Origin of the sequence: Helicobacter pullorum NCTC 12824 (genome assembly GCF_017979475.1) — a bacterium.
GTDB lineage: Bacteria > Campylobacterota > Campylobacteria > Campylobacterales > Helicobacteraceae > Helicobacter_D > Helicobacter_D pullorum.
On sequence record NZ_JAERIT010000012.1, the window covers coordinates 21,364 to 39,224 of the forward strand.

Below are 17,861 nucleotides of genomic sequence, written 5' to 3' on the forward strand. Positions count from 1 at the left end.
ATTTAATGAGCATCATGCCATATTTTGCGTTTCCACAAGTAAGCAATTACACCCATAACAACCATAAAGACGACAAGCTTCCACCCCAAAGACTCTCTTTCAGCCTTTTTGCTATCGCCTACACTTTCCATATAAGCAATCACTTGATCTTCTGCTTGTTGTGTCAAACCAACTCTAGGCATTGCAGTACCAGCCAATCTTTTTTGTGGATCATTGATAAAAGTATGCAAATACTCCAAATTTCTACTTCTAATCATCATAGACAAATCAGGAACCTTTGTCCCCAAATAAGTTTTTAATCCACCTTGAGCAAACCATTGATCATATTTGACATCATGGCATCTTCCACAAGCATCAATAAAAACTTCTTTATTGCTTAACTCTTTTGGTGCAATACTTTGCAAATACGCCACAATATCAGCAATCTCTTGATCACTCATCCAATTATACGCAGGCATTGGATGGTTGCCATCAAACTTATGTGTTTGTTTTGTGGCTAATGCAACATCTTTAATCACATTCCCCAAAAAGTTTTTATCATAGATTAATCCAGCACTTGAAAGATCTGGTGGAACTACCCCATAAGCCGCCAAAGCATCTTCTGGAGAAAATGGCATTTCCAAACCTTCTGCTTTAATAGAATGGCATGCCAAACAATTTGCAGTTACAATCTCTTTCCCATTTGCAGCATTTCCACCTTGTGCTTCAAGGGGCTTCAAGTCCGCATAAGTATAATCTGCTGGGGATACTTTTGGATACATTTGCCCATGAGCAAATGGTTCGACACCCCAATAAATAACTCCTGTAATCACAACAACAACAATTAATGCTAAGAACTCTTTCATTCCCACTCTCCTTAACTATTCTTTTTATCTTCAAGTTTTGTAATAATAGGCAATACTACAAACAATAAAAGGAAAAATATAATGGTTACCACAAAGCCAATATAAGCATTAATTCCTGTTGGAGGCAATTTACCCCAAATTGTCAAAATAATCATATCTATTACCAACAACCAAAACCATATCATAAATGCCGGTCTTTTATGTGCAGGAGCAACGACTTTACTTCTATCTAGCCAAGGCAAAAGAATAAAAATAATATTTGCTATACCAAATGCTATTAAACCCAAATCTGCACTAAAGAAAAATCCTCTTAAAATCTCATAACTCCATAAGAAATACCACTCTGGATAAATGTGTGGAGGAGTTTTTAAGTGATCTGCTGGATCAAAGTTAATTGGATCAAGAGCAAAATTAAAATGATAGCAAGTCAAATAGAATAATATTGCTAAGAAAAAACTTGCTACAAAAAAGTCTTTGGACAAAAACATCGGCCAAAAAGGAATGACTTTAGATTCTTTTTTGTTTCCTGCTTTGAATTTCTCCGCTTCTTTTTCAAAATCAATCTCTTCTCCATAAGCGTTATTGACATGAGGGATTCTTAAAGAATAGAAATGCACAGCAATCACAAGCATAATCACTACCGGCAACAACACGACATGTAACATAAAAAATCTTGTCAAGGTTGCATCTGCTACAATGAAGTTACCTCTAATCCACACTACCAAATCTGGTCCAATCACAGGTATTCCACCAAAAAGATTCGTAATAACCGCAGCAGCCCAATAACTCATTTGTCCCCAAGGCAACATATATCCACTAAATGCTTCTGCAGAAAACAAGCCAAATAAAACCATACCGGTAATCCAAATCATTTCTCTACCGCGTTTATAAGAGCCATAATAAATTGCTACAAACATATGGATATAAATGATCAAGAAACAAACAGAAGCGCTCACTGCATGCAAATGTCTCCAAAGCCAACCATATTTCACTTCCTGCATAATCGTATAATTTACACTATCAAAAGCAAGTTTGGTATCTGGCTTATAATACATCAACAAAAATAATCCAGAAATCACCAAAAGAGTAAATAATACCACCAAAACAACACCCATTGCCCACAAAAAATTAATATTTTTTGGTATCCAATATTCTGTCATCAAAACTTTCATCAAAGGCTTTATGGCAAGTCTTTGATCCAACCAATCAATAATACCATTTGCTTTTTCTATTTGTGCCATCAAACCCCCCTATGCTTTGCCTACTAATTTCAAATACTCTGGACCTTCTTCTCCCAAAACAAGCTTATCACCATCAATTTTAAAAGGTGGGATTGCCATTGGAGTTGGAGGCGGTCCAAAAATATTCCTACCACATGCATCAAATCTTCCACCATGACAGGCACAATGAAACTCTGTTGTATTAGAATCATAAGAAGGAATACAGCCTAAATGAGTACAAATTTGAATCCCTAAGCTATAATCCGCATTCCCTACAACGACATCTCTTTCTTCGCATTTTTTCATTTCTGCAGTTTTTTTAATCACATATACAGGCGTTCCTCTATATTCAACTTGTCTATATTCACCTTCTTGCATACTACTCAAATCAATGGTTGTAAAACCAGCAGAAACTACACTTGGTAAAGGATCCCAAGAAGACTTCATTGCCACAAGTGATGCACCAACACCAACAACAGCAACAGCTCCAAGCGTCATACCAAGGAAATCTCGACGATTGACATTCTCTGCCATCTATTTCCTCCTATTTATAAAATAAATTTAGTTTTGATTATTTAAAACCTTGTATTCTATCATACGAAAACTTTAATTTTTAGTAAGATTTAATAAAATTTTGAGAAATAAAGTAAAAAATATTTTAAATTTATCTAAAAGTAAAAAGAAGAGTAAAGAAGGAAGGGCAATAAGTAAAAACTTATTGTCCACTAAACTAATTCAATAATAGCCATCAAAGCAGCATCACCAACTCTTAATCTAGTTTTGATGATTCTTGTATAACCCCCATTTTTATTTGCATATTTAGGAGCTATTTCTTTGACAAGCTTTTTAACAGATTCTTTATGTTGCAAATGTGAAAAAACTAAACGATGTGCCATAGCATCATTTGCTCTAGCTTTTGTTAAAAGTTTTTCAAAATAACTTTGCAATTCTTTTGCTTTTGGAAGTGTTGTTTCAATTTTTCCATTTGCTATCAATGCAATTGATAAATTTTTTAATAAAGCTTTTCTGTGGGAAGAAGTCCTACCAAGCTTTCTATATCCATGTCCATGTCTCATTTTTATCCCTTTTTTAATTAATTAGAAAATTTTTTCTTAAGAATTTGGAGTAAATCCTCTGGAATTTCTCTATTTACAGGATAACCTAGCTCATCAAGCTTTGCAGTAATTTCATCTAAAGATTTTTTACCTAAATTCTTAATATTTTTAATTTGGTCTTCATTTAATAAAACCAATTCACCCAAATACCGAATTCCAGATCTATCCAAACAATTAAAACATCTAGCACTAAAATTCAAACTATCAATAGTCTGCGATAAAACTTTTAATTCTGGACGCTCTTCCTCAGATACAGTAGTTTCTGGCATTTCAATATTCAATTCACTATTAAAAATGGACATTTGTTTATGCATCACACTCAAAGCATTTTTAAAAGCTGTCAAAGGATCCACTTGTCCATCTGTTTGAATATCAAAAATAATTTTCTCATAATTTGGATCATCTTCTAACAACATATTCTCAGTTGTATAAGTAGCACTTGTTACAGGAGTAAAATACGCATCAAGAGGCATGAATCCTTCTGGCACGCTTGCGCGTATCTCTTCACTTGGCACATAACCAATACCCTTATAAATAATAATAGAAAAAGCCAAAGTTGCATCTTCATTAATAGTTGCCAAATGAATATCAGGCGTTACAACCTCTACTAACTCATTTGACAAATCTGCACCCGTAATCACTTTTGAACCATTAAATTTATAATCTACACTCACATTATCACTATTGTCTTTGATTCTAAAACGAATGGCTTTGAGATTTACTATAAATTGCGAAACATCTTCTACCACTCCACGCACAGAATCAAATTCATGTGCAACACCAGAGATTCTCAAAGCAATAGGAGCAAAACCAACTGAACTACCCAACAATAATCGTCTTAGAGGATGAGCCAAAGTAATAGCATAACCATTTTCAAATGGATATGCTGTGATTTGTACTTTATTATTTCCTGTTTCTCTAACTTCTATTTTTGTTGGAATATGAGGAGAAGTTTTAATACTTTTCATACGAATATCCTCTACCTATTACTTAGAATACAACTCAACGATGAGTCTTTCTTCTATAGGTATTACAACCTCTTCTCTTTCTGGCAATCTCGTAAAAATACCAAATACCTTTTCTTGATCCACATCAACCCAAGGAACAATACCTGTTTGCTTTGTAAGCTCGATAGCTCTTTGAATTTGAGGATTCTTTTTGGTTTTTTCACAAATTTCAATTTTTTGCCCTGCATTAACAAAAGCAGAAGGGATATTCAATCTCTTACCATCTACCAAAATATGTCCATGCACTACCAATTGTCTTGCAAATCTTCTTGTAGTGGCAAATCCCATTCTATAAACTACATTATCTAATCTTCTTTCAATAAGCTTAATGAGGTTTTCCCCTGTATTTCCTTCCAATCGATTAGCTTCCACAAATATAGAACGGAATTGTTTTTCAGAAACACCATACATCATTCTCGCTTTTTGTTTTTCGCGGAGTTGGATTCCATATTCAGAGATTTTACCTCTTCTTTGTCCATGTTGTCCAGGACCATAAGGACGCTTATCTAATGCACTCTTACCTGCTAGCCTTCTTTCACCTTTTAGTGCAAGACTAACACCAAATCTTCTTTCAATCTTTTCTACTGGACCTCTATATCTTGCCATTCTCTCTCCTTACACTCTTCTTCTTTTTGGTGGGCGGCAACCATTATGTGGCAATGGAGTAACATCTTTAAACCACAATACTTTAATACCTTCAATGCTTCCAAGACTCTTAACAGCAGTCTCTCTACCGCTTCCCGGACCTTGAATCTTAACACCAAGCTCTTTGATACCATGTTCTTTTGCTTTTGAAACTGCATCTTCAACCGCTTGTTGTGCTGCATAAGGAGTAGATTTTTTACTTCCCTTAAAACCTAATGCACCTGCTGTACTCCAACAAATTACATTTCCCATTTCATCTGTGATAGTTACGCTTGTATTGTTAAAAGCAGCTGAGATATGAATAATACCTCTTGCAATATTCTTTTTGACAACCCTTTTTTTTGTTACATTTCTTTTAGCCATTATTCACCCCTTATTTTGATGCACTACCAACGGTTTTTCTTTTGCCTTTTCGCGTTCTTGCATTATTTTTTGTTGTTTGTCCGCGAACAGGTAAGCCTTTTCTATGTCGTAATCCACGATAGTTACCTAAATCCATAAGTGCTTTAATGTCCATTGTAACTTTTTTGCGCAAATCACCCTCTACGATATGATGAGCTTGAATTTCTTTAGCAATAGCAGAAACTTCATCTTCACCAAGGTCTTGAACCCTTTTGTCATAAGAGATATTTACAGCATTTAAAATATCTCTTGATGCTTTTAAACCAATACCATAAATATAAGTTAAAGCATATTCAATTCTCTTTTTTTTGGGTAAATCAACACCAGCAATTCTCGCCATTATTTTTCCTTTATCCTTGTCTTTGTTTATGTTTTGGATTCTCGCAAATCACTCGAATCACGCCTTTTCTCTTAATAACCTTGCATTTGTCACACATTTTCTTTACAGAAGGTCTGACTTTCATAGCTTACTCCTAACTTTAATATTTGAAGATTCAAATACTTTTTACATAATTTTTAGAATCACTCTAAAACTATCACCTTTTTGAATTGCAATAAAAACCAAAATTGAATTTCATTGCTTCCTAATAAAACTATTAGACATTGAGTTTATAGTCCTCCCAAGGCTTATTCATCACCTAAACGACTATGCAATTTTTGCAATAAAGGGCATATTGTATAAAAAAACTCATTAAAAACTACTTATATCTAAAAGTAATTCTACCTTTATCCAAACTATAAGGAGTGAGTTCTATTTTTACTTTGTCCCCTTGCAAAATCTTAATGTAATTCATTCGCATTCTTCCTGCAATATGACACAAAATAATATGCCCATTTTCCAATTCAACGCGAAAAGTTGCATTTGGTAATGCTTCTTTGACAATTCCATCAATCTCAATCACATCATCTTTTGCCATTTAACTATTCCTTTGATAAAATTTCTGCTTTGCCATTGATAATTGCCACTGTATGTTCATAATGACTACCATTTAGCCCATCTACTGAAACTACACTCCAATCATCTTCTAATATTTTTGGTTCTCCACTTTTTTGACAAATCATCGGCTCAATACAAAAAACCATACCTTCCTTGATTTTATAGCCCTGCTTAGGATTATTACCCTCTAAATAGTTTGGGATTTCTGGTTCTTCATGAGGTTTTTTGCCGATTCCATGACCGCAAAAACCACGCAAAGGCACATACCCATAATCCAAAATAAATTGCTCTATTAAATAACTCAATTCTTTAAAGTGCATACCTACTTTAATTTGAGAAATTGCAAAATGAAGTGAATCTTTAGCACAAGCAATTAATCTTTGATTCTCTTGTGAAATATTACCAACTCCACAAGTGATGGCACTATCTCCATACCAACCATTAAGATTCACACCCAAATCAAGCCCTACAATATCCCCTTCTTTCAAAGCGTAATCCGTAGGGATTCCATGGATAATGACTTCATTAACAGAAATGCAAACAGAGCCACTAAATCCATATAAACCTTTAAAGGCAGGTATTCCCCCTTGAGAAAGGATAAAATCCTCTCCCATTTTATCAACTTCTTTTAGCGTAAGACCCGGCTTGATATTAGCCTTTAGATGATTCAAAGTCTTAGCAACAATCCTATTGGCTTTCCTTAGGGATTCTATTTCTGCAGGTTTCCTAATGGCAATTGACATTATAGACCCACTGCACTCAATGTTTTATATTTATTCATATAAATTTGTGCTTCAATTTTACGCATTGTATCTACAGCAACCTGCACAACAATTAACACAGCCGTTCCACCAAAATAAAATGGAACCCCTGAAGCTTTTACCAAAACCCATGGCAAAGTCGCAATTAATGCTAGATACAAAGATCCCCAAAGTGTTAATTTATTAGCAACTTCTGTTAGAAAATTCGCCGTTCCCTCTCCGGGACGAATACCCGGTATAAATCCACCTTGACGCTTAAGATTTTCGGAAATATCTTTTGCATTAAAAACAATAGAAGCATAAAAATAAGCAAAAAATATAACAAATAAAAACATTAAAACATTATACAAATATCCATTTGGATTAAGATAATCTGCAATTTGCATAATAACGCTATTGGAAGAAGCTTGCAAAATTGTGCTTGGAAACATTAAAATAGCAGAAGCAAAAATCGGAGGGATTACTCCACTAAGATTCATTTTGATTGGAATATAGTTCATAATTCTCTTATCTTGGTTTTGCATTACCACTTTTCTTGAATAAGAAATAGGTATCCTTCTTTCACCAAGCTCAACAAAAATAATACAAGCAACGGTAATGATAATAATTGCAGCAATAAACAATAAAACCAACCAACTAATTTGATTTGTATTCACCAAATTGAAAGTTCCTGCAATTGCACTTGGAATACCCGATACAATACCAGCAAAGATAATTAAACTAATACCATTTCCAACGCCTCGTTGTGTAATTTGCTCACCAATCCACATTAGTAGCATAGTCCCACAAAGCATAGAAAATGCTGAAATTGCAATAAAAATATTCATATCTATCATAATAGCACCATTAGCACCTGTCCCAAGGCTTTTTAAGCCAATAGAAACACCCACAGCTTGAATCAAAGTGATTACCACAGTGCTATAACGGATAATTTGCATATATTTTTGCATTCCATCACGCTCTTTTTTCATTTTTGCCAAATTTGGAAAAGTAGCCGCTAAAAGCTCCATAATAATAGAAGCTGTAATATAAGGCATAATACCTAGAGAAATGATACTTAAACGCTCCACAGCATTTCCGCTAAACATATTAAATAGCCCTAAAGCATTTGAAGCATTATTATCAAAAAAAGTTTTAATGACAGCTGTATCTACTCCGGGAACCGGAATATACGCCAACACACGATAGGCTAAAAGAAAGCCTAGTGTAATGAGAATTTTATTGACGATAGCCTTATTCATTATTTTGTTCCACTTGTTGTGATTCTTTCATCTTTGATTTTAGCTACAAGATTCTTTGCACTTCCGCCAATAAGCTTAATTTTGGTTGTATAAGCAGGAAATTTATGCACACTTCTAATACTTTCAAAAGTGATTTCTTCTAATGTAGAAACTGCTTTAATCAATTCCACATTAATCACATATGGTTTTACCACTCTACTTGTAAAACCAACTTTAGGCAATCGTCTTTGCAAAGGCTGTTGCCCACCTTCAAATCCTCTTTTTTGCTTAGAACCAGTTCTTGCGGTTTGTCCCTTTCCACCTCTTGTGGAAGTTTTACCCATACCACTTCCTTGACCTCGTCCTACTCTTTTAATTTTTTTTACACTACCTTTTGCGGGTACTAAATTTTCTAATGCCATAAAATCTCCTTATGCCTTTACTTTAGAAAGTGCATCAATTGTGGCTCTTACTACATTATATGGATTGTTAGAACCCAATGACTTTGTCAAAATATCTTTGATACCTGCCATTTCCAAAACCGGACGCACAGAACCACCAGCAATTACACCTGTTCCCTCACTTGCAGGCTTCAACAAAATAATACTAGAATTATATTTTTGTTGAACATCATGAGCAATTGTTGTGCCTTTAATATTAACTTTTACAATATTTTTAAAGGCATCATCAATCGCTTTTTTAACTGCATCTGGCACCTCTTTAGCTTTTCCAAGTCCAAATCCTACCAAGCCTTCTTTATTGCCAATTACCACCAAGGCATTAAAGCGGAATCTACGCCCACCTTTTACTACCTTTGTTACACGCCCAATATTTACAACGACTTCTTTAAAATCTTCTCTATTGATTTCCATATTATCCCCTATAGACTAATTCCATTCTCGCGTAGAGAGTCAGCAAAACTTGCAACAACGCCGTGATACAAATATCCATTTCTATCAAAAATAACTTTTTCTACATTGATTTTTTTAAGCGATTGAGCCAAAGTAGATGCGATTTTCTTAACATCTTCTTTATTATTTTTTAATCCCATTTTTTTGCCATCAACACTAGCTAAAGTAATACCTTTTACATCATCAATAACTTGTGCATAGAAATATCTATTTGAGCGAAAAATACTCAATCTTGGAGTTGTCGCATCTCCAAAAACTCTTGCACGGATTCTTAGCTTTCTTTTAATTCTCAAGATTCTTTTTCTTCTAATAATTTTATCTGTCATTGCTTAATCCTTATTTTTTAGAAGTTTTTCCAGCTTTGCGGATAATGCGTTCATCAACATATTTCACACCCTTACCCTTATAAGGTTCAGGTGGTCTAAACTCCCTAATTTCTGCTGCAATTTGCCCAACTTGTTGTTTATCAGCACCTTTAATAATCACGAGATTCTTATCTACTGCAATCTCAATACCCTCTGGAATGTCATAGTTAATAGGGTGAGAGAATCCAAGTGCAAGCTCTAAAACTTTGCCTTTTACTGCTGCTTTATAACCAACACCATTAATCTCTAATTGCTTTGTGAAACCTTCTGTTAATCCCACAACAATGTTATTTGCTAAAGCTCTATAAGTTCCCCAATAAGCTCTAGCTTGTGCATTATCTCCACTCAAAGAAAAACTTAATTCGTTGTCTTTAAAATCAATTCCAACACGCCCATAAGTTTCTAATTCTTTTGTAATTTTTCCACCCTTAAAAACTATTTTGCTCCCTTCAATGCTTACTTGAACACTACTTGGAATGCTAATAGGTTTTTTACCAACTCTTGACATTATTATACTCCTACCAAATACTGCAGAGGGCTTCCCCGCCTACATTTGCCTTATAAGCATCATCATTAGCAATCACGCCTTTGCTTGTGCTTACAACAATAGTTCCATATCCATTTTTGAAGCGTTTTAATTCATTTCTAGCCTTATAAACGCGTCTTCCGGGTTTAGAAATCCTTGCAATCTCATTGATAACTGAACGACCCTTTTCATCGTATTTCAAAACAACATTAATGAATTGTTTTTTGTCTTTTTCAATGACTTTATAGCCTTCAATGAAACCTTTTGCTTGAAAAACTTCTAAAATAGAAACTACAATTTTAGCATAGTATAAAGTTGTAGTATCTAATCTCCTCATACTTGCATTTCTAATTCTTGTCAATGAATCTGCAATAATATCATTTACCATTTTTTCCCCTTACCAGCTTGCTTTTCTAAGTCCCGGTATCAAGCCTTCATTTCCCATTTTACGGAGGCAAACACGGCAAATACCAAAATCCCTATAAACAGAATGTGGTCTCCCACAAATTGAACATCTTGTATAAGCTCTTACTTTAAATTTAGGCTTTCTATTAGCCTTTGCAATCATAGATTTTTTAGCCATTTGTTCTTCCTTTTGCAAAAGGTAAGCCAAAAAGTTCTAAGAGCTTCAATGCCTCTTTATCAGTTTTTGCTGAAGTAACAAAAGTGATATTCATACCATGACTTACCATAATATCATCATACACAACTTCTGGGAAAATTAATTGCTCATTTACACCAAAGCTATAATTTCCTCTCCCATCAAAACCATTGCGTGGAATCCCTCTAAAGTCTTTTACTCTTGGCAATGCAATCACAATGAGTTTTTCCAAAAAGTTATACATTTGGTTTCCTCTTAAGGTAACCTTAACACCCATTGGCATTCCCTCACGCATTTTAAAACCAGCAACTGACTTTTTCGCACTTGTAATCACTGATTTTTGTCCAGCAATCAAAGAAATTGTATCTGCAATATTTTGCATAATTTTAGTATCTTTTGCATGCATACCTGCACCAACACTAATCACAATTTTTTCCAACTTTGGCAAAAGCATAGGATTTTTGATACCTAATTCCTCTGCAAGTTTTGCCCTAATTTCATTTTTATATGCGGCTTTTAATTGATACATAGATTAATCCTCCGCTTTTTTAACATTTGAAATATGAATAGGCATTTCTTTGCTAATAAAACCACCTTTTGGATTTTTTTCACTTGGTTTTACTGCTTTTTTAGCCATTTTACAACCTTCTACAATCACTTGAGATTTCTTAGGCAATACTTGCAAAACTTTTGCTTTTTTGCCTTTATCATCACCTGTGATAACTTCTACCATATCACCTTTTTTAATTTTAAATTTAGTCATTACAACACCTCCGGTGCTAATGATACGATTTTCATAAAATTAGCATAACGAATTTCTCTACCAACAGGACCAAAAATACGTGTCCCGATAGGTTCTTTCTTGCTATCTAAGATCACTGCTGCATTATCATCAAAACGAATCAAAGCACCATCTTCACGATGAATCTCTTTTTTTGTTCTTACTACTACAGCTTTTACTACTTGACCTTTTTTCACTTTTCCACTAGGAAGAGCTTTTTTGACAGAAGCTACAATCACATCGCCCACAGTTGCGTAGCGTCTTTTACTTCCACCTAAAACCTTAATGCACATTATTTCTTTTGCGCCACTATTATCAGCAACATTCAATCTTGTAAAACTTTGAATCATAATTCAACTCCCACAGATACTACTTTGTGGAGTGTAAAGGCTTTTCTTTTTGAGATTGGCTTGCACTCAATTGCCTCAATCACATCTCCTACTTTTACGCTATTATTTTCATCATGTATAATGTATTTTTTGAATCTTTTTACAATTTTTCTATACTTTGGATGGATAACGCGTCTTTCAACTAAAATTGTTACGCTTTTATCTCCAGCTTTTGTAACAACTTTTCCAGAGATAATTCTTTTATGTGGTTGAACACTACTCATTATTCAGCCCTCCCTTTTGCATTAAGAGCAGTTTTGATTCTTGCAATATCTTTTCTTGTTGCTCTTATTTCGCTTGTATTAGTTTGTTGCATTGTTCTAAGTTTTAAATTCAACTCAAACAACGCAGTTTCTTTTTCTTTTAAGAGTTCTTTTAACTCTTGAGTATTTTTTTCATTAATTTCAGTATATTTCATTCTCACCCTCTCTTGTTACAATTTTTGTTTTAAAAGGGAGTTTGCTCTGTGCAAGTGCTAATGCGCTTCTTGCTAATGCTTCATCAACACTACCCATTTCATAGATGATTCTACCGGGCTTAATATTCATAACCCATTTCTCTACTGCACCTTTACCTTTACCCATACGAGTTTCAAGAGGTTTTGCAGTAAGAGGTTTATCAGGGAATACTCTAATCCAAACCATACCGGTTCTTTTTGTCGCACGAGTCATCGCAATACGCGCTGCTTCGATTTGTCTTGAATCAATTCTTCCATGCTCAATTGCTTTGATTCCAAATTCACCAAATGCAAGAGAAGTTCCACGGAATGCTTTTCCTCTATTTCTTCCCTTCATTTGTTTTCTGTATTTTGTTTTCTTTGGCATTAGCATAGTTATTGCCCCCTTCTCTTTCTAGTTGGACGATTTGTTTTTGCTTCGCCCTCTTCTTGCTGCTTTTCAGCTTGGATTCCCTTTTGGAGAACTTCACCTTTAAAAATCCAAACTTTTACACCAATGTTTCCATAAGTTGTTAAAGCTTCTGCAAAACCATAATCGATTTTAGCTCTTAATGTATGAAGAGGTATTCTACCTTCCATATACCATTCAGTTCTTGCCATTTCAGCACCTGCTAAACGCCCAGAAACTTTAACCTTAATACCTTTTGCACCAGATTTCATAGCGCCTTGCATAACTTTTTTCATTGCACGGCGGAATGCTACGCGTCTTTCAAGCTGAGTTGCAACACTTTCAGCGGAGAGTTGAGCATTGCTTTGAGGTTTTTTAACCTCTTTAATATTTAAGAAAATATCTTTATTCACAATTTTCTTAAGAGATTCTTTTAGCTTCTCAACATCTGCACCTTTTTTACCGATAATAATACCCGGTCTTGCTGCGACAACAGTAACTCTAACTTTCCTTGCTGTTCTTTCAATCAAAATATCACTTACACCTGCATAATAAAGCTCTTTTTTCAAAAACTTTCTAATTTTGTAATCTTCTGCAATATTCTGTGGTGCAGTTGTAAATGCAGGAAACCATCTTGATTCCCAATTTCTATTTATACCAAGTCTTAGACCAATAGGATTAACTTTTTGACCCATTACTTATCCTTACTTTTTTGTGCTACTTCTACAAAAATATGTGAAGTAGGTTTTCTTACTGGAGTTGCTCTACCTCTTGCTCGTGGTGTAAAACGTCTAAGCACAGGACCTGCATCTACTCTGCAAGATGAAACAACAACATTTTCAGCCTCATAACCCCCATTTGCAACTGCTGATGCAATCACTTTAGAAATAATCTTTGCAGCTTTATTTGGCATAAATTCCAAAGACGCAATCGCTAATTCAGCATTCATTCCTTGAACCTCTCTTGCAATCAATCTTGCTTTAGTCGGCGAAAGGCGAATGTATCGTAATAATGCTTTACTCATTTTTCACTCCTTACTTACCGATTTTCTTTTGGACACTTCCTTTGTGCCCTTTGAAGGTTCTTGTAGGTGCAAACTCACCCAACTTATAGCCAACATGGTTTTCTGTTACATAAACAGGAACGAAAGCTCTACCATTATGCACATTAAAAGTAAATCCAATCATCTCAGGAATAATTGTGCTTCTACGGGACCATGTTTTAATTGGTTTATTGTCTTTTGTCTCTTTTGCTTTGATGACTTTTTTCATCAAATGTTCATCAACAAAAGGACCTTTTTTTATCGATCTAGCCATTTACTTTCCTTATTTTTTTCTTCTTGAAATAATAAGCTTATCGCTTGCTTTCTTTCTTCTTGTTTTATAACCTTTTGCTGGCATACCCCATGGAGATACAGGATGCCCACTAGAACCAGTTTTACCTTCACCACCACCATGTGGGTGATCTACTGGGTTCATCGCTGAACCTCTTGTTTGAGGACGAATACCCAAATGTCTATTGCGACCTGCTTTACCGATATTAATATTAGCAAAATCTTCATTACCAACAGTTCCGATAGTCGCCATACATTCGCCTAAAATATATCGCATTTCTCCACTTGGCATTCTAATAATTGAATATTTGCCTTCTCTTCCCATAAGTTGTGCGCTTGCTCCTGCACTTCTTGCAAGTTGCCCGCCTCTACCGGGATACATTTCAATATTATGCACCACTGTTCCAATAGGAATATTTTTAAGCTTCATTGCATAACCCAAACGAATATCTAATCCACCTTCTGCTGAAAGCACTATATCACCTACTTTCAAACCACTTGGCTGAATAATGTATCTTTTATCTCCATCTTTATAGGTAACTAACGCTATTCTACAATTTCTATATGGATCATATTCAATTGTGCTAACTTTACCTTCGATATTAAATTTATTACGCTTAAAATCAATAATTCTATAAAGTTTTTTAGCACCACCTTCTTTGTGTCTGCTTGTGATTCTACCATTATTATTGCGACCTGCATGAACAGGTAGTTTTACTAACAATTTTCTTACACTAGCTTTAGCAGTAATATTTTCTGAGCTTAGATTGCTCATAAATCTTCTACTTGGAGTGTATGGTTTATAAGTTTTAATTGCCATTATTTACCCCTTAAACTGCCAATGATTCAATTTTTGCACCTTCTGGAAGTTTCACAAAAAACTTCTTGAAGTCATTTCTTTTACCAATAACGCCACGGAATCTTTTCACTTTTCCTTCTTGTCGTAAAGAATTGATTGAAAGTGGAGTTACACCAAAATACTCTTTAAAAACTTCTTTTAATTGTGTTTTGCTCAATTTTGGAGAAGTTTGCACTACAAGCACATTTTGCTCTTGTAATTTTAAAGATTTCTCTGTATACATAATTGTTTTAATATCTGTAATACTCGCCATTTTAACCTTCTTTCGTGATAGCTTCAAAAAGTGCTTTTTCAATCACAACAGCCCTAAATGTAGCTGCCAAATAAGCATTTAATTCAGCTCCATCAATCAAATAGCATTCTTTAAGATTTCTAAATGCAAAATAAGTTTTCTCATCAAACATTTCAGAAACAAATAAAATATTTCTTTGATTTAATGTTTTAAACATTGTATAAGCATCTTTTGTTTTGCCACTTGGTATTTGGATTTTATCTACAATAAACAAACTACCATTATCCGCTTTTTCTTGCAAAGCATATTGCAAAGCAAGTTTTTTTTGCTTTTTATTTACTTTTAAATTGTAGTTTCTATTATTGCTAGGACCATGAGAAACACCCCCGCCAACAAATACCGGAGAAGTGATACTACCCGCTCTTGCTCTACCACCACCTTTTTGACTCCAAGGCTTCTTGCCTCCTCCGCTAACTCTACCACGAGTTTTTGCCATTGCGTTATTTGCACGCATAGAAGCCAAGAATGATTTGATATAAAGATAGAGATTATGTGAATTGATACTTTTATAGCTTTCGGGCAATTGTGCTTCACCGCTCTTTTTCAATTCTTTATCTAAAATAATTGCTTTACTCATTTTACAACCTTTAACTTACCAAATGCACCATTAAATCCGGGAACAGAACCTTTCAATACAAGCACACCATGCTCTTTATCAAAAGAGATGATTTCATTTTGAACGGTTACTTTTTCATTCCCATAATGTCCTGCCATTTTTTTACCCGGCTGAACACGACCCGGCCACTCACGATTTCCGATAGAACCCGGTGCCCTGTGGAATCTACTACCATGCGCACCCGGACCACCTTGGAAATTCCATCTTTTCATAACACCGCTAAAGCCTCTACCTTTTGTATTAAAAGAAACTTTTGCTCTTTTTGCATTTTCTAATACTGATAAATCCAAATCGCCTGCTTCTGTATTATTTACTTCAAGTGTAGCAAACTTATTGTATTCTTTATCAAGATTATACTTTTTTTGTTGCCCTGCAATAGATTTATTAATTGACTTTCCTTGGTGATAAGCCACTAGAGCTTTTCCACCCTCTAAAACTTCACAAACTTTTGCGTTTTTAACTTTTAATAATGTTACAGGTATGCTTGGTTTAGCAACGGTTCTACTCATTCCGATTTTTTCTACTAAAAATTCCATTTATACCCCTTATTTACCCATTGAGCGGACTTCTACATCCACTTCTGGTGCCATATCTAATTTTGTCAAACTATCCACTGTTTCTGGAGTTGCCGAAACAATATCAATAACTCTACAATGAACACGAATTTCAAATTGTTCTCTTGAATCTTTATTGATATGAGGAGATTTTAAGACTGTATATCGTCTTTTTTTAGTTGGAAGTGGAATAGGACCACGAATCTCTGCACCTGTTCTTTTTACAGCTTCCACGATTGAAACAACTGACCTATCAAGAACGCGGTGATCATACGCTTTTAACTTAAGTCTAATTTTTTCCATAATTTTTCCTTCAAAGAACTCATTGGCTAGCCAATGTAATATTTTTGGAAGTCGAAATTATACTTCAAAAGTTTTTATTTTGATAATACTTTACAATGAATTTTTGCAATTTATTTCCTTTTAAAAAGGAAAGTTATAAAATTTCATCATTCAAATCCTACAAAATATCAAGGAAATTTTTATGGTTTTAGAAAAAATCTTAGAATCTTATCCCAAAAATATTGCTAAAATCCATAGAAAAGTAGATATAAAGCTCAAAGATTTAAACCTTATTTATGGTGCAAAAAACATCGGCAAAACAAATTTTGTTTTACAATACTACCAACAAGCCGAATTTAAAAATCTCAAAAAAATGTATATCAATCTAAAAGATTCCAAAATCAATCCAAATAAAGATTTCGATGATTTAGAATCTTTTTGCCAAAAAGAAAAAGTAGAAATTTTGATTGTTGATTCTTATATGCCCTCTTTCAAACTCCCAAACCTACCCAAAATTACGCTAATTAGCGATATTCCACACCAAATTACAAATTATTCAATCTTTGAACTTCCCCCCATTACTTTTTATGAATACCAGCAAATCCACAAGCCAAATATTCAAGACTCTTTTAATAATTATCTCAAATATGGGAATCTTTTTGAAGCAGAATCACTCAATGATTACAAAAAGGGAGAATTTCTCAAATTTCTAGCCAATGACAATATTCATTTTTGGATTCTCAAAAATCTCGCTCAAAATCTAGGGCTTAAAGTTTCATTGCACCAAATATACACAAAGCTAAAAAAGGAAGGCAAAATCTCAAAAGATAGATTCTACGAATATGCAAAATTTTTACAAGATAGCAAAATACTTTTTTGGCTTGAAAAGTTTGAACACAATCTCTCTCCCAAAAAACTTTATTTTTATGATTTTACACTTAAAAATGCGGTAAGTTATGACAAAAACTTTTCTTCCCTCTTTGAAAATATGGTATTTTTAGAATTGCTTTACCATTTCAAACAAGACATTTTTTTTACCGATAAGCTTGATTTTTATTTGCCTCAAGTTTCTTTGGGGATTCTATGTTTGCCTTTCATTCAGCAACATTCCCTCGAACAAAAGCTCCACAAAATCATCAAAGAAAGAGAATATTGCGAAAAATTCTTAATCATCACCCTAAACCAAAAAGGACAAGGTGAAAATCTAGGAACCCCCTATACACTCTCACCCTTTTATGATTTTGCACTGCAAAACTCACTTTCCTAATTTCTCTATACTCTCACTTTAAGAGTGAGTGTTCTACCACCACACTCCTAATCTAATATACCCTGCATGAGATTGAACTCCATTTGCA

The 17,861-nt window shown here is 34.3% G+C and carries 33 protein-coding genes; 1 reads left to right on the forward strand and 32 read right to left on the reverse strand.

Translation table 11 applies throughout. The features are described 5' to 3' along the window. Positions 1 to 2: 2 nt before the first annotated feature. The 32 genes from JJQ98_RS07860 to rpsJ form a co-directional block, all read right to left on the reverse strand. The gene (locus JJQ98_RS07860) at positions 3 to 845 is read right to left on the reverse strand and encodes a c-type cytochrome (RefSeq protein ID WP_040499970.1); all 843 of its coding nucleotides are present in this window, start codon (positions 843 to 845) and stop codon (positions 3 to 5) included. An 11-nt stretch (positions 846 to 856) separates the two neighbouring features. Then, on the reverse strand, positions 857 to 2,086 hold the full coding sequence (locus JJQ98_RS07865) for a cytochrome b (protein ID WP_060663054.1): 1,230 nt from the start codon (positions 2,084 to 2,086) through the stop codon (positions 857 to 859). Between the two features lie 9 nt (positions 2,087 to 2,095). After that, positions 2,096 to 2,599: a ubiquinol-cytochrome c reductase iron-sulfur subunit gene (petA, locus tag JJQ98_RS07870; RefSeq protein ID WP_005022306.1), complete on the reverse strand. Its 504-nt coding sequence runs from the start codon at positions 2,597 to 2,599 to the stop codon at positions 2,096 to 2,098. 191 nt (positions 2,600 to 2,790) lie between these two features. Continuing rightward, entirely contained in the window at positions 2,791 to 3,141 is a 351-nt protein-coding gene (gene rplQ, locus JJQ98_RS07875) for a 50S ribosomal protein L17 (protein ID WP_005022305.1), read from the reverse strand. 17 nt (positions 3,142 to 3,158) lie between these two features. Continuing rightward, positions 3,159 to 4,148: a DNA-directed RNA polymerase subunit alpha gene (locus JJQ98_RS07880; RefSeq protein WP_005022304.1), complete on the reverse strand. Its 990-nt coding sequence runs from the start codon at positions 4,146 to 4,148 to the stop codon at positions 3,159 to 3,161. A gap of 18 nt (positions 4,149 to 4,166) precedes the next feature. Beyond that, on the reverse strand, positions 4,167 to 4,793 hold the full coding sequence (gene rpsD, locus JJQ98_RS07885; RefSeq protein ID WP_005022302.1) for a 30S ribosomal protein S4: 627 nt from the start codon (positions 4,791 to 4,793) through the stop codon (positions 4,167 to 4,169). Positions 4,794 to 4,802: 9 nt separating this feature from the next. Further along, entirely contained in the window at positions 4,803 to 5,195 is a 393-nt protein-coding gene (gene rpsK, locus JJQ98_RS07890) for a 30S ribosomal protein S11 (protein ID WP_005022301.1), read from the reverse strand. 10 nt (positions 5,196 to 5,205) lie between these two features. Next, complete coding sequence (gene rpsM, locus JJQ98_RS07895) at positions 5,206 to 5,574, reverse strand: 30S ribosomal protein S13 (protein ID WP_005022300.1); 369 nt, start codon at positions 5,572 to 5,574, stop codon at positions 5,206 to 5,208. A 10-nt stretch (positions 5,575 to 5,584) separates the two neighbouring features. Beyond that, positions 5,585 to 5,698 carry a 50S ribosomal protein L36 gene (rpmJ, locus tag JJQ98_RS07900; protein WP_005022299.1) on the reverse strand — a complete coding sequence of 38 codons (114 nt, stop codon included), beginning with the start codon at positions 5,696 to 5,698 and terminating at the stop codon, positions 5,585 to 5,587. Positions 5,699 to 5,932: 234 nt separating this feature from the next. Then, positions 5,933 to 6,151: a translation initiation factor IF-1 gene (infA, locus tag JJQ98_RS07905; protein ID WP_005022297.1), complete on the reverse strand. Its 219-nt coding sequence runs from the start codon at positions 6,149 to 6,151 to the stop codon at positions 5,933 to 5,935. A 4-nt stretch (positions 6,152 to 6,155) separates the two neighbouring features. After that, entirely contained in the window at positions 6,156 to 6,914 is a 759-nt protein-coding gene (gene map / locus JJQ98_RS07910; protein ID WP_060663053.1) for a type I methionyl aminopeptidase, read from the reverse strand. Further along, complete coding sequence (secY, locus tag JJQ98_RS07915; protein ID WP_005022295.1) at positions 6,914 to 8,173, reverse strand: preprotein translocase subunit SecY; 1,260 nt, start codon at positions 8,171 to 8,173, stop codon at positions 6,914 to 6,916. The genes map and secY overlap by 1 nt, the downstream gene beginning before the upstream one ends. Beyond that, positions 8,173 to 8,574, reverse strand: a complete 402-nt coding sequence (rplO, locus tag JJQ98_RS07920) for a 50S ribosomal protein L15 (protein WP_151105030.1) — start codon at positions 8,572 to 8,574, stop codon at positions 8,173 to 8,175. The genes secY and rplO overlap by 1 nt, the downstream gene beginning before the upstream one ends. 9 nt (positions 8,575 to 8,583) lie before the next feature. Next, entirely contained in the window at positions 8,584 to 9,024 is a 441-nt protein-coding gene (gene rpsE, locus JJQ98_RS07925; RefSeq protein WP_005022292.1) for a 30S ribosomal protein S5, read from the reverse strand. An 8-nt stretch (positions 9,025 to 9,032) separates the two neighbouring features. After that, entirely contained in the window at positions 9,033 to 9,389 is a 357-nt protein-coding gene (gene rplR / locus JJQ98_RS07930; protein WP_151105029.1) for a 50S ribosomal protein L18, read from the reverse strand. Positions 9,390 to 9,399: 10 nt separating this feature from the next. Then, on the reverse strand, positions 9,400 to 9,936 hold the full coding sequence (gene rplF, locus JJQ98_RS07935; RefSeq protein ID WP_005022288.1) for a 50S ribosomal protein L6: 537 nt from the start codon (positions 9,934 to 9,936) through the stop codon (positions 9,400 to 9,402). Positions 9,937 to 9,946: 10 nt separating this feature from the next. Continuing rightward, the gene (rpsH, locus tag JJQ98_RS07940) at positions 9,947 to 10,342 is read right to left on the reverse strand and encodes a 30S ribosomal protein S8 (RefSeq protein WP_005022287.1); all 396 of its coding nucleotides are present in this window, start codon (positions 10,340 to 10,342) and stop codon (positions 9,947 to 9,949) included. A gap of 9 nt (positions 10,343 to 10,351) precedes the next feature. Continuing rightward, entirely contained in the window at positions 10,352 to 10,537 is a 186-nt protein-coding gene (locus tag JJQ98_RS07945) for a type Z 30S ribosomal protein S14 (protein ID WP_006655282.1), read from the reverse strand. Then, positions 10,530 to 11,084 carry a 50S ribosomal protein L5 gene (rplE, locus tag JJQ98_RS07950; protein ID WP_005022285.1) on the reverse strand — a complete coding sequence of 185 codons (555 nt, stop codon included), beginning with the start codon at positions 11,082 to 11,084 and terminating at the stop codon, positions 10,530 to 10,532. The genes JJQ98_RS07945 and rplE overlap by 8 nt, the downstream gene beginning before the upstream one ends. A 3-nt stretch (positions 11,085 to 11,087) precedes the next feature. Then, positions 11,088 to 11,318, reverse strand: a complete 231-nt coding sequence (gene rplX, locus JJQ98_RS07955; RefSeq protein WP_005022283.1) for a 50S ribosomal protein L24 — start codon at positions 11,316 to 11,318, stop codon at positions 11,088 to 11,090. After that, positions 11,318 to 11,686, reverse strand: coding sequence for a 50S ribosomal protein L14 (gene rplN, locus JJQ98_RS07960; protein ID WP_005022281.1), 369 nt, complete (start codon positions 11,684 to 11,686; stop codon positions 11,318 to 11,320). Before rplN ends, rplX begins: the two co-directional genes overlap by 1 nt. After that, positions 11,683 to 11,949, reverse strand: a complete 267-nt coding sequence (gene rpsQ, locus JJQ98_RS07965; protein ID WP_005022279.1) for a 30S ribosomal protein S17 — start codon at positions 11,947 to 11,949, stop codon at positions 11,683 to 11,685. The genes rplN and rpsQ overlap by 4 nt, the downstream gene beginning before the upstream one ends. Next, positions 11,949 to 12,143 (reverse strand): 50S ribosomal protein L29, encoded by a 195-nt coding sequence (gene rpmC / locus JJQ98_RS07970; RefSeq protein ID WP_040499965.1) that lies wholly within the window; start codon positions 12,141 to 12,143, stop codon positions 11,949 to 11,951. Before rpmC ends, rpsQ begins: the two co-directional genes overlap by 1 nt. Then, positions 12,130 to 12,555, reverse strand: coding sequence for a 50S ribosomal protein L16 (gene rplP / locus JJQ98_RS07975; RefSeq protein ID WP_005022276.1), 426 nt, complete (start codon positions 12,553 to 12,555; stop codon positions 12,130 to 12,132). The genes rpmC and rplP overlap by 14 nt, the downstream gene beginning before the upstream one ends. A 2-nt stretch (positions 12,556 to 12,557) precedes the next feature. Beyond that, entirely contained in the window at positions 12,558 to 13,265 is a 708-nt protein-coding gene (gene rpsC / locus JJQ98_RS07980) for a 30S ribosomal protein S3 (RefSeq protein ID WP_005022275.1), read from the reverse strand. Then, positions 13,265 to 13,594 (reverse strand): 50S ribosomal protein L22, encoded by a 330-nt coding sequence (gene rplV / locus JJQ98_RS07985; RefSeq protein ID WP_005022273.1) that lies wholly within the window; start codon positions 13,592 to 13,594, stop codon positions 13,265 to 13,267. The genes rpsC and rplV overlap by 1 nt, the downstream gene beginning before the upstream one ends. A 10-nt stretch (positions 13,595 to 13,604) precedes the next feature. Further along, entirely contained in the window at positions 13,605 to 13,886 is a 282-nt protein-coding gene (rpsS, locus tag JJQ98_RS07990; RefSeq protein ID WP_005022272.1) for a 30S ribosomal protein S19, read from the reverse strand. Between the two features lie 9 nt (positions 13,887 to 13,895). Further along, a complete protein-coding gene (gene rplB, locus JJQ98_RS07995; protein WP_005022271.1) occupies positions 13,896 to 14,723 on the reverse strand; it encodes a 50S ribosomal protein L2 in 828 nt (275 codons plus the stop codon). A 10-nt stretch (positions 14,724 to 14,733) separates the two neighbouring features. After that, positions 14,734 to 15,015, reverse strand: coding sequence for a 50S ribosomal protein L23 (locus JJQ98_RS08000; protein ID WP_005022270.1), 282 nt, complete (start codon positions 15,013 to 15,015; stop codon positions 14,734 to 14,736). 1 nt (position 15,016) lies between these two features. After that, complete coding sequence (gene rplD, locus JJQ98_RS08005) at positions 15,017 to 15,631, reverse strand: 50S ribosomal protein L4 (protein ID WP_005022268.1); 615 nt, start codon at positions 15,629 to 15,631, stop codon at positions 15,017 to 15,019. Further along, the gene (rplC, locus tag JJQ98_RS08010) at positions 15,628 to 16,206 is read right to left on the reverse strand and encodes a 50S ribosomal protein L3 (RefSeq protein WP_005022267.1); all 579 of its coding nucleotides are present in this window, start codon (positions 16,204 to 16,206) and stop codon (positions 15,628 to 15,630) included. The genes rplD and rplC overlap by 4 nt, the downstream gene beginning before the upstream one ends. 9 nt (positions 16,207 to 16,215) lie before the next feature. Continuing rightward, a complete protein-coding gene (gene rpsJ, locus JJQ98_RS08015; RefSeq protein ID WP_005022266.1) occupies positions 16,216 to 16,527 on the reverse strand; it encodes a 30S ribosomal protein S10 in 312 nt (103 codons plus the stop codon). A gap of 181 nt (positions 16,528 to 16,708) precedes the next feature. On the opposite strand from rpsJ, the gene JJQ98_RS08020 reads away from it, so the two are divergent. Then, positions 16,709 to 17,773 (forward strand): ATP-binding protein, encoded by a 1,065-nt coding sequence (locus JJQ98_RS08020; RefSeq protein ID WP_060661539.1) that lies wholly within the window; start codon positions 16,709 to 16,711, stop codon positions 17,771 to 17,773. Positions 17,774 to 17,861: the final 88 nt, after the last annotated feature.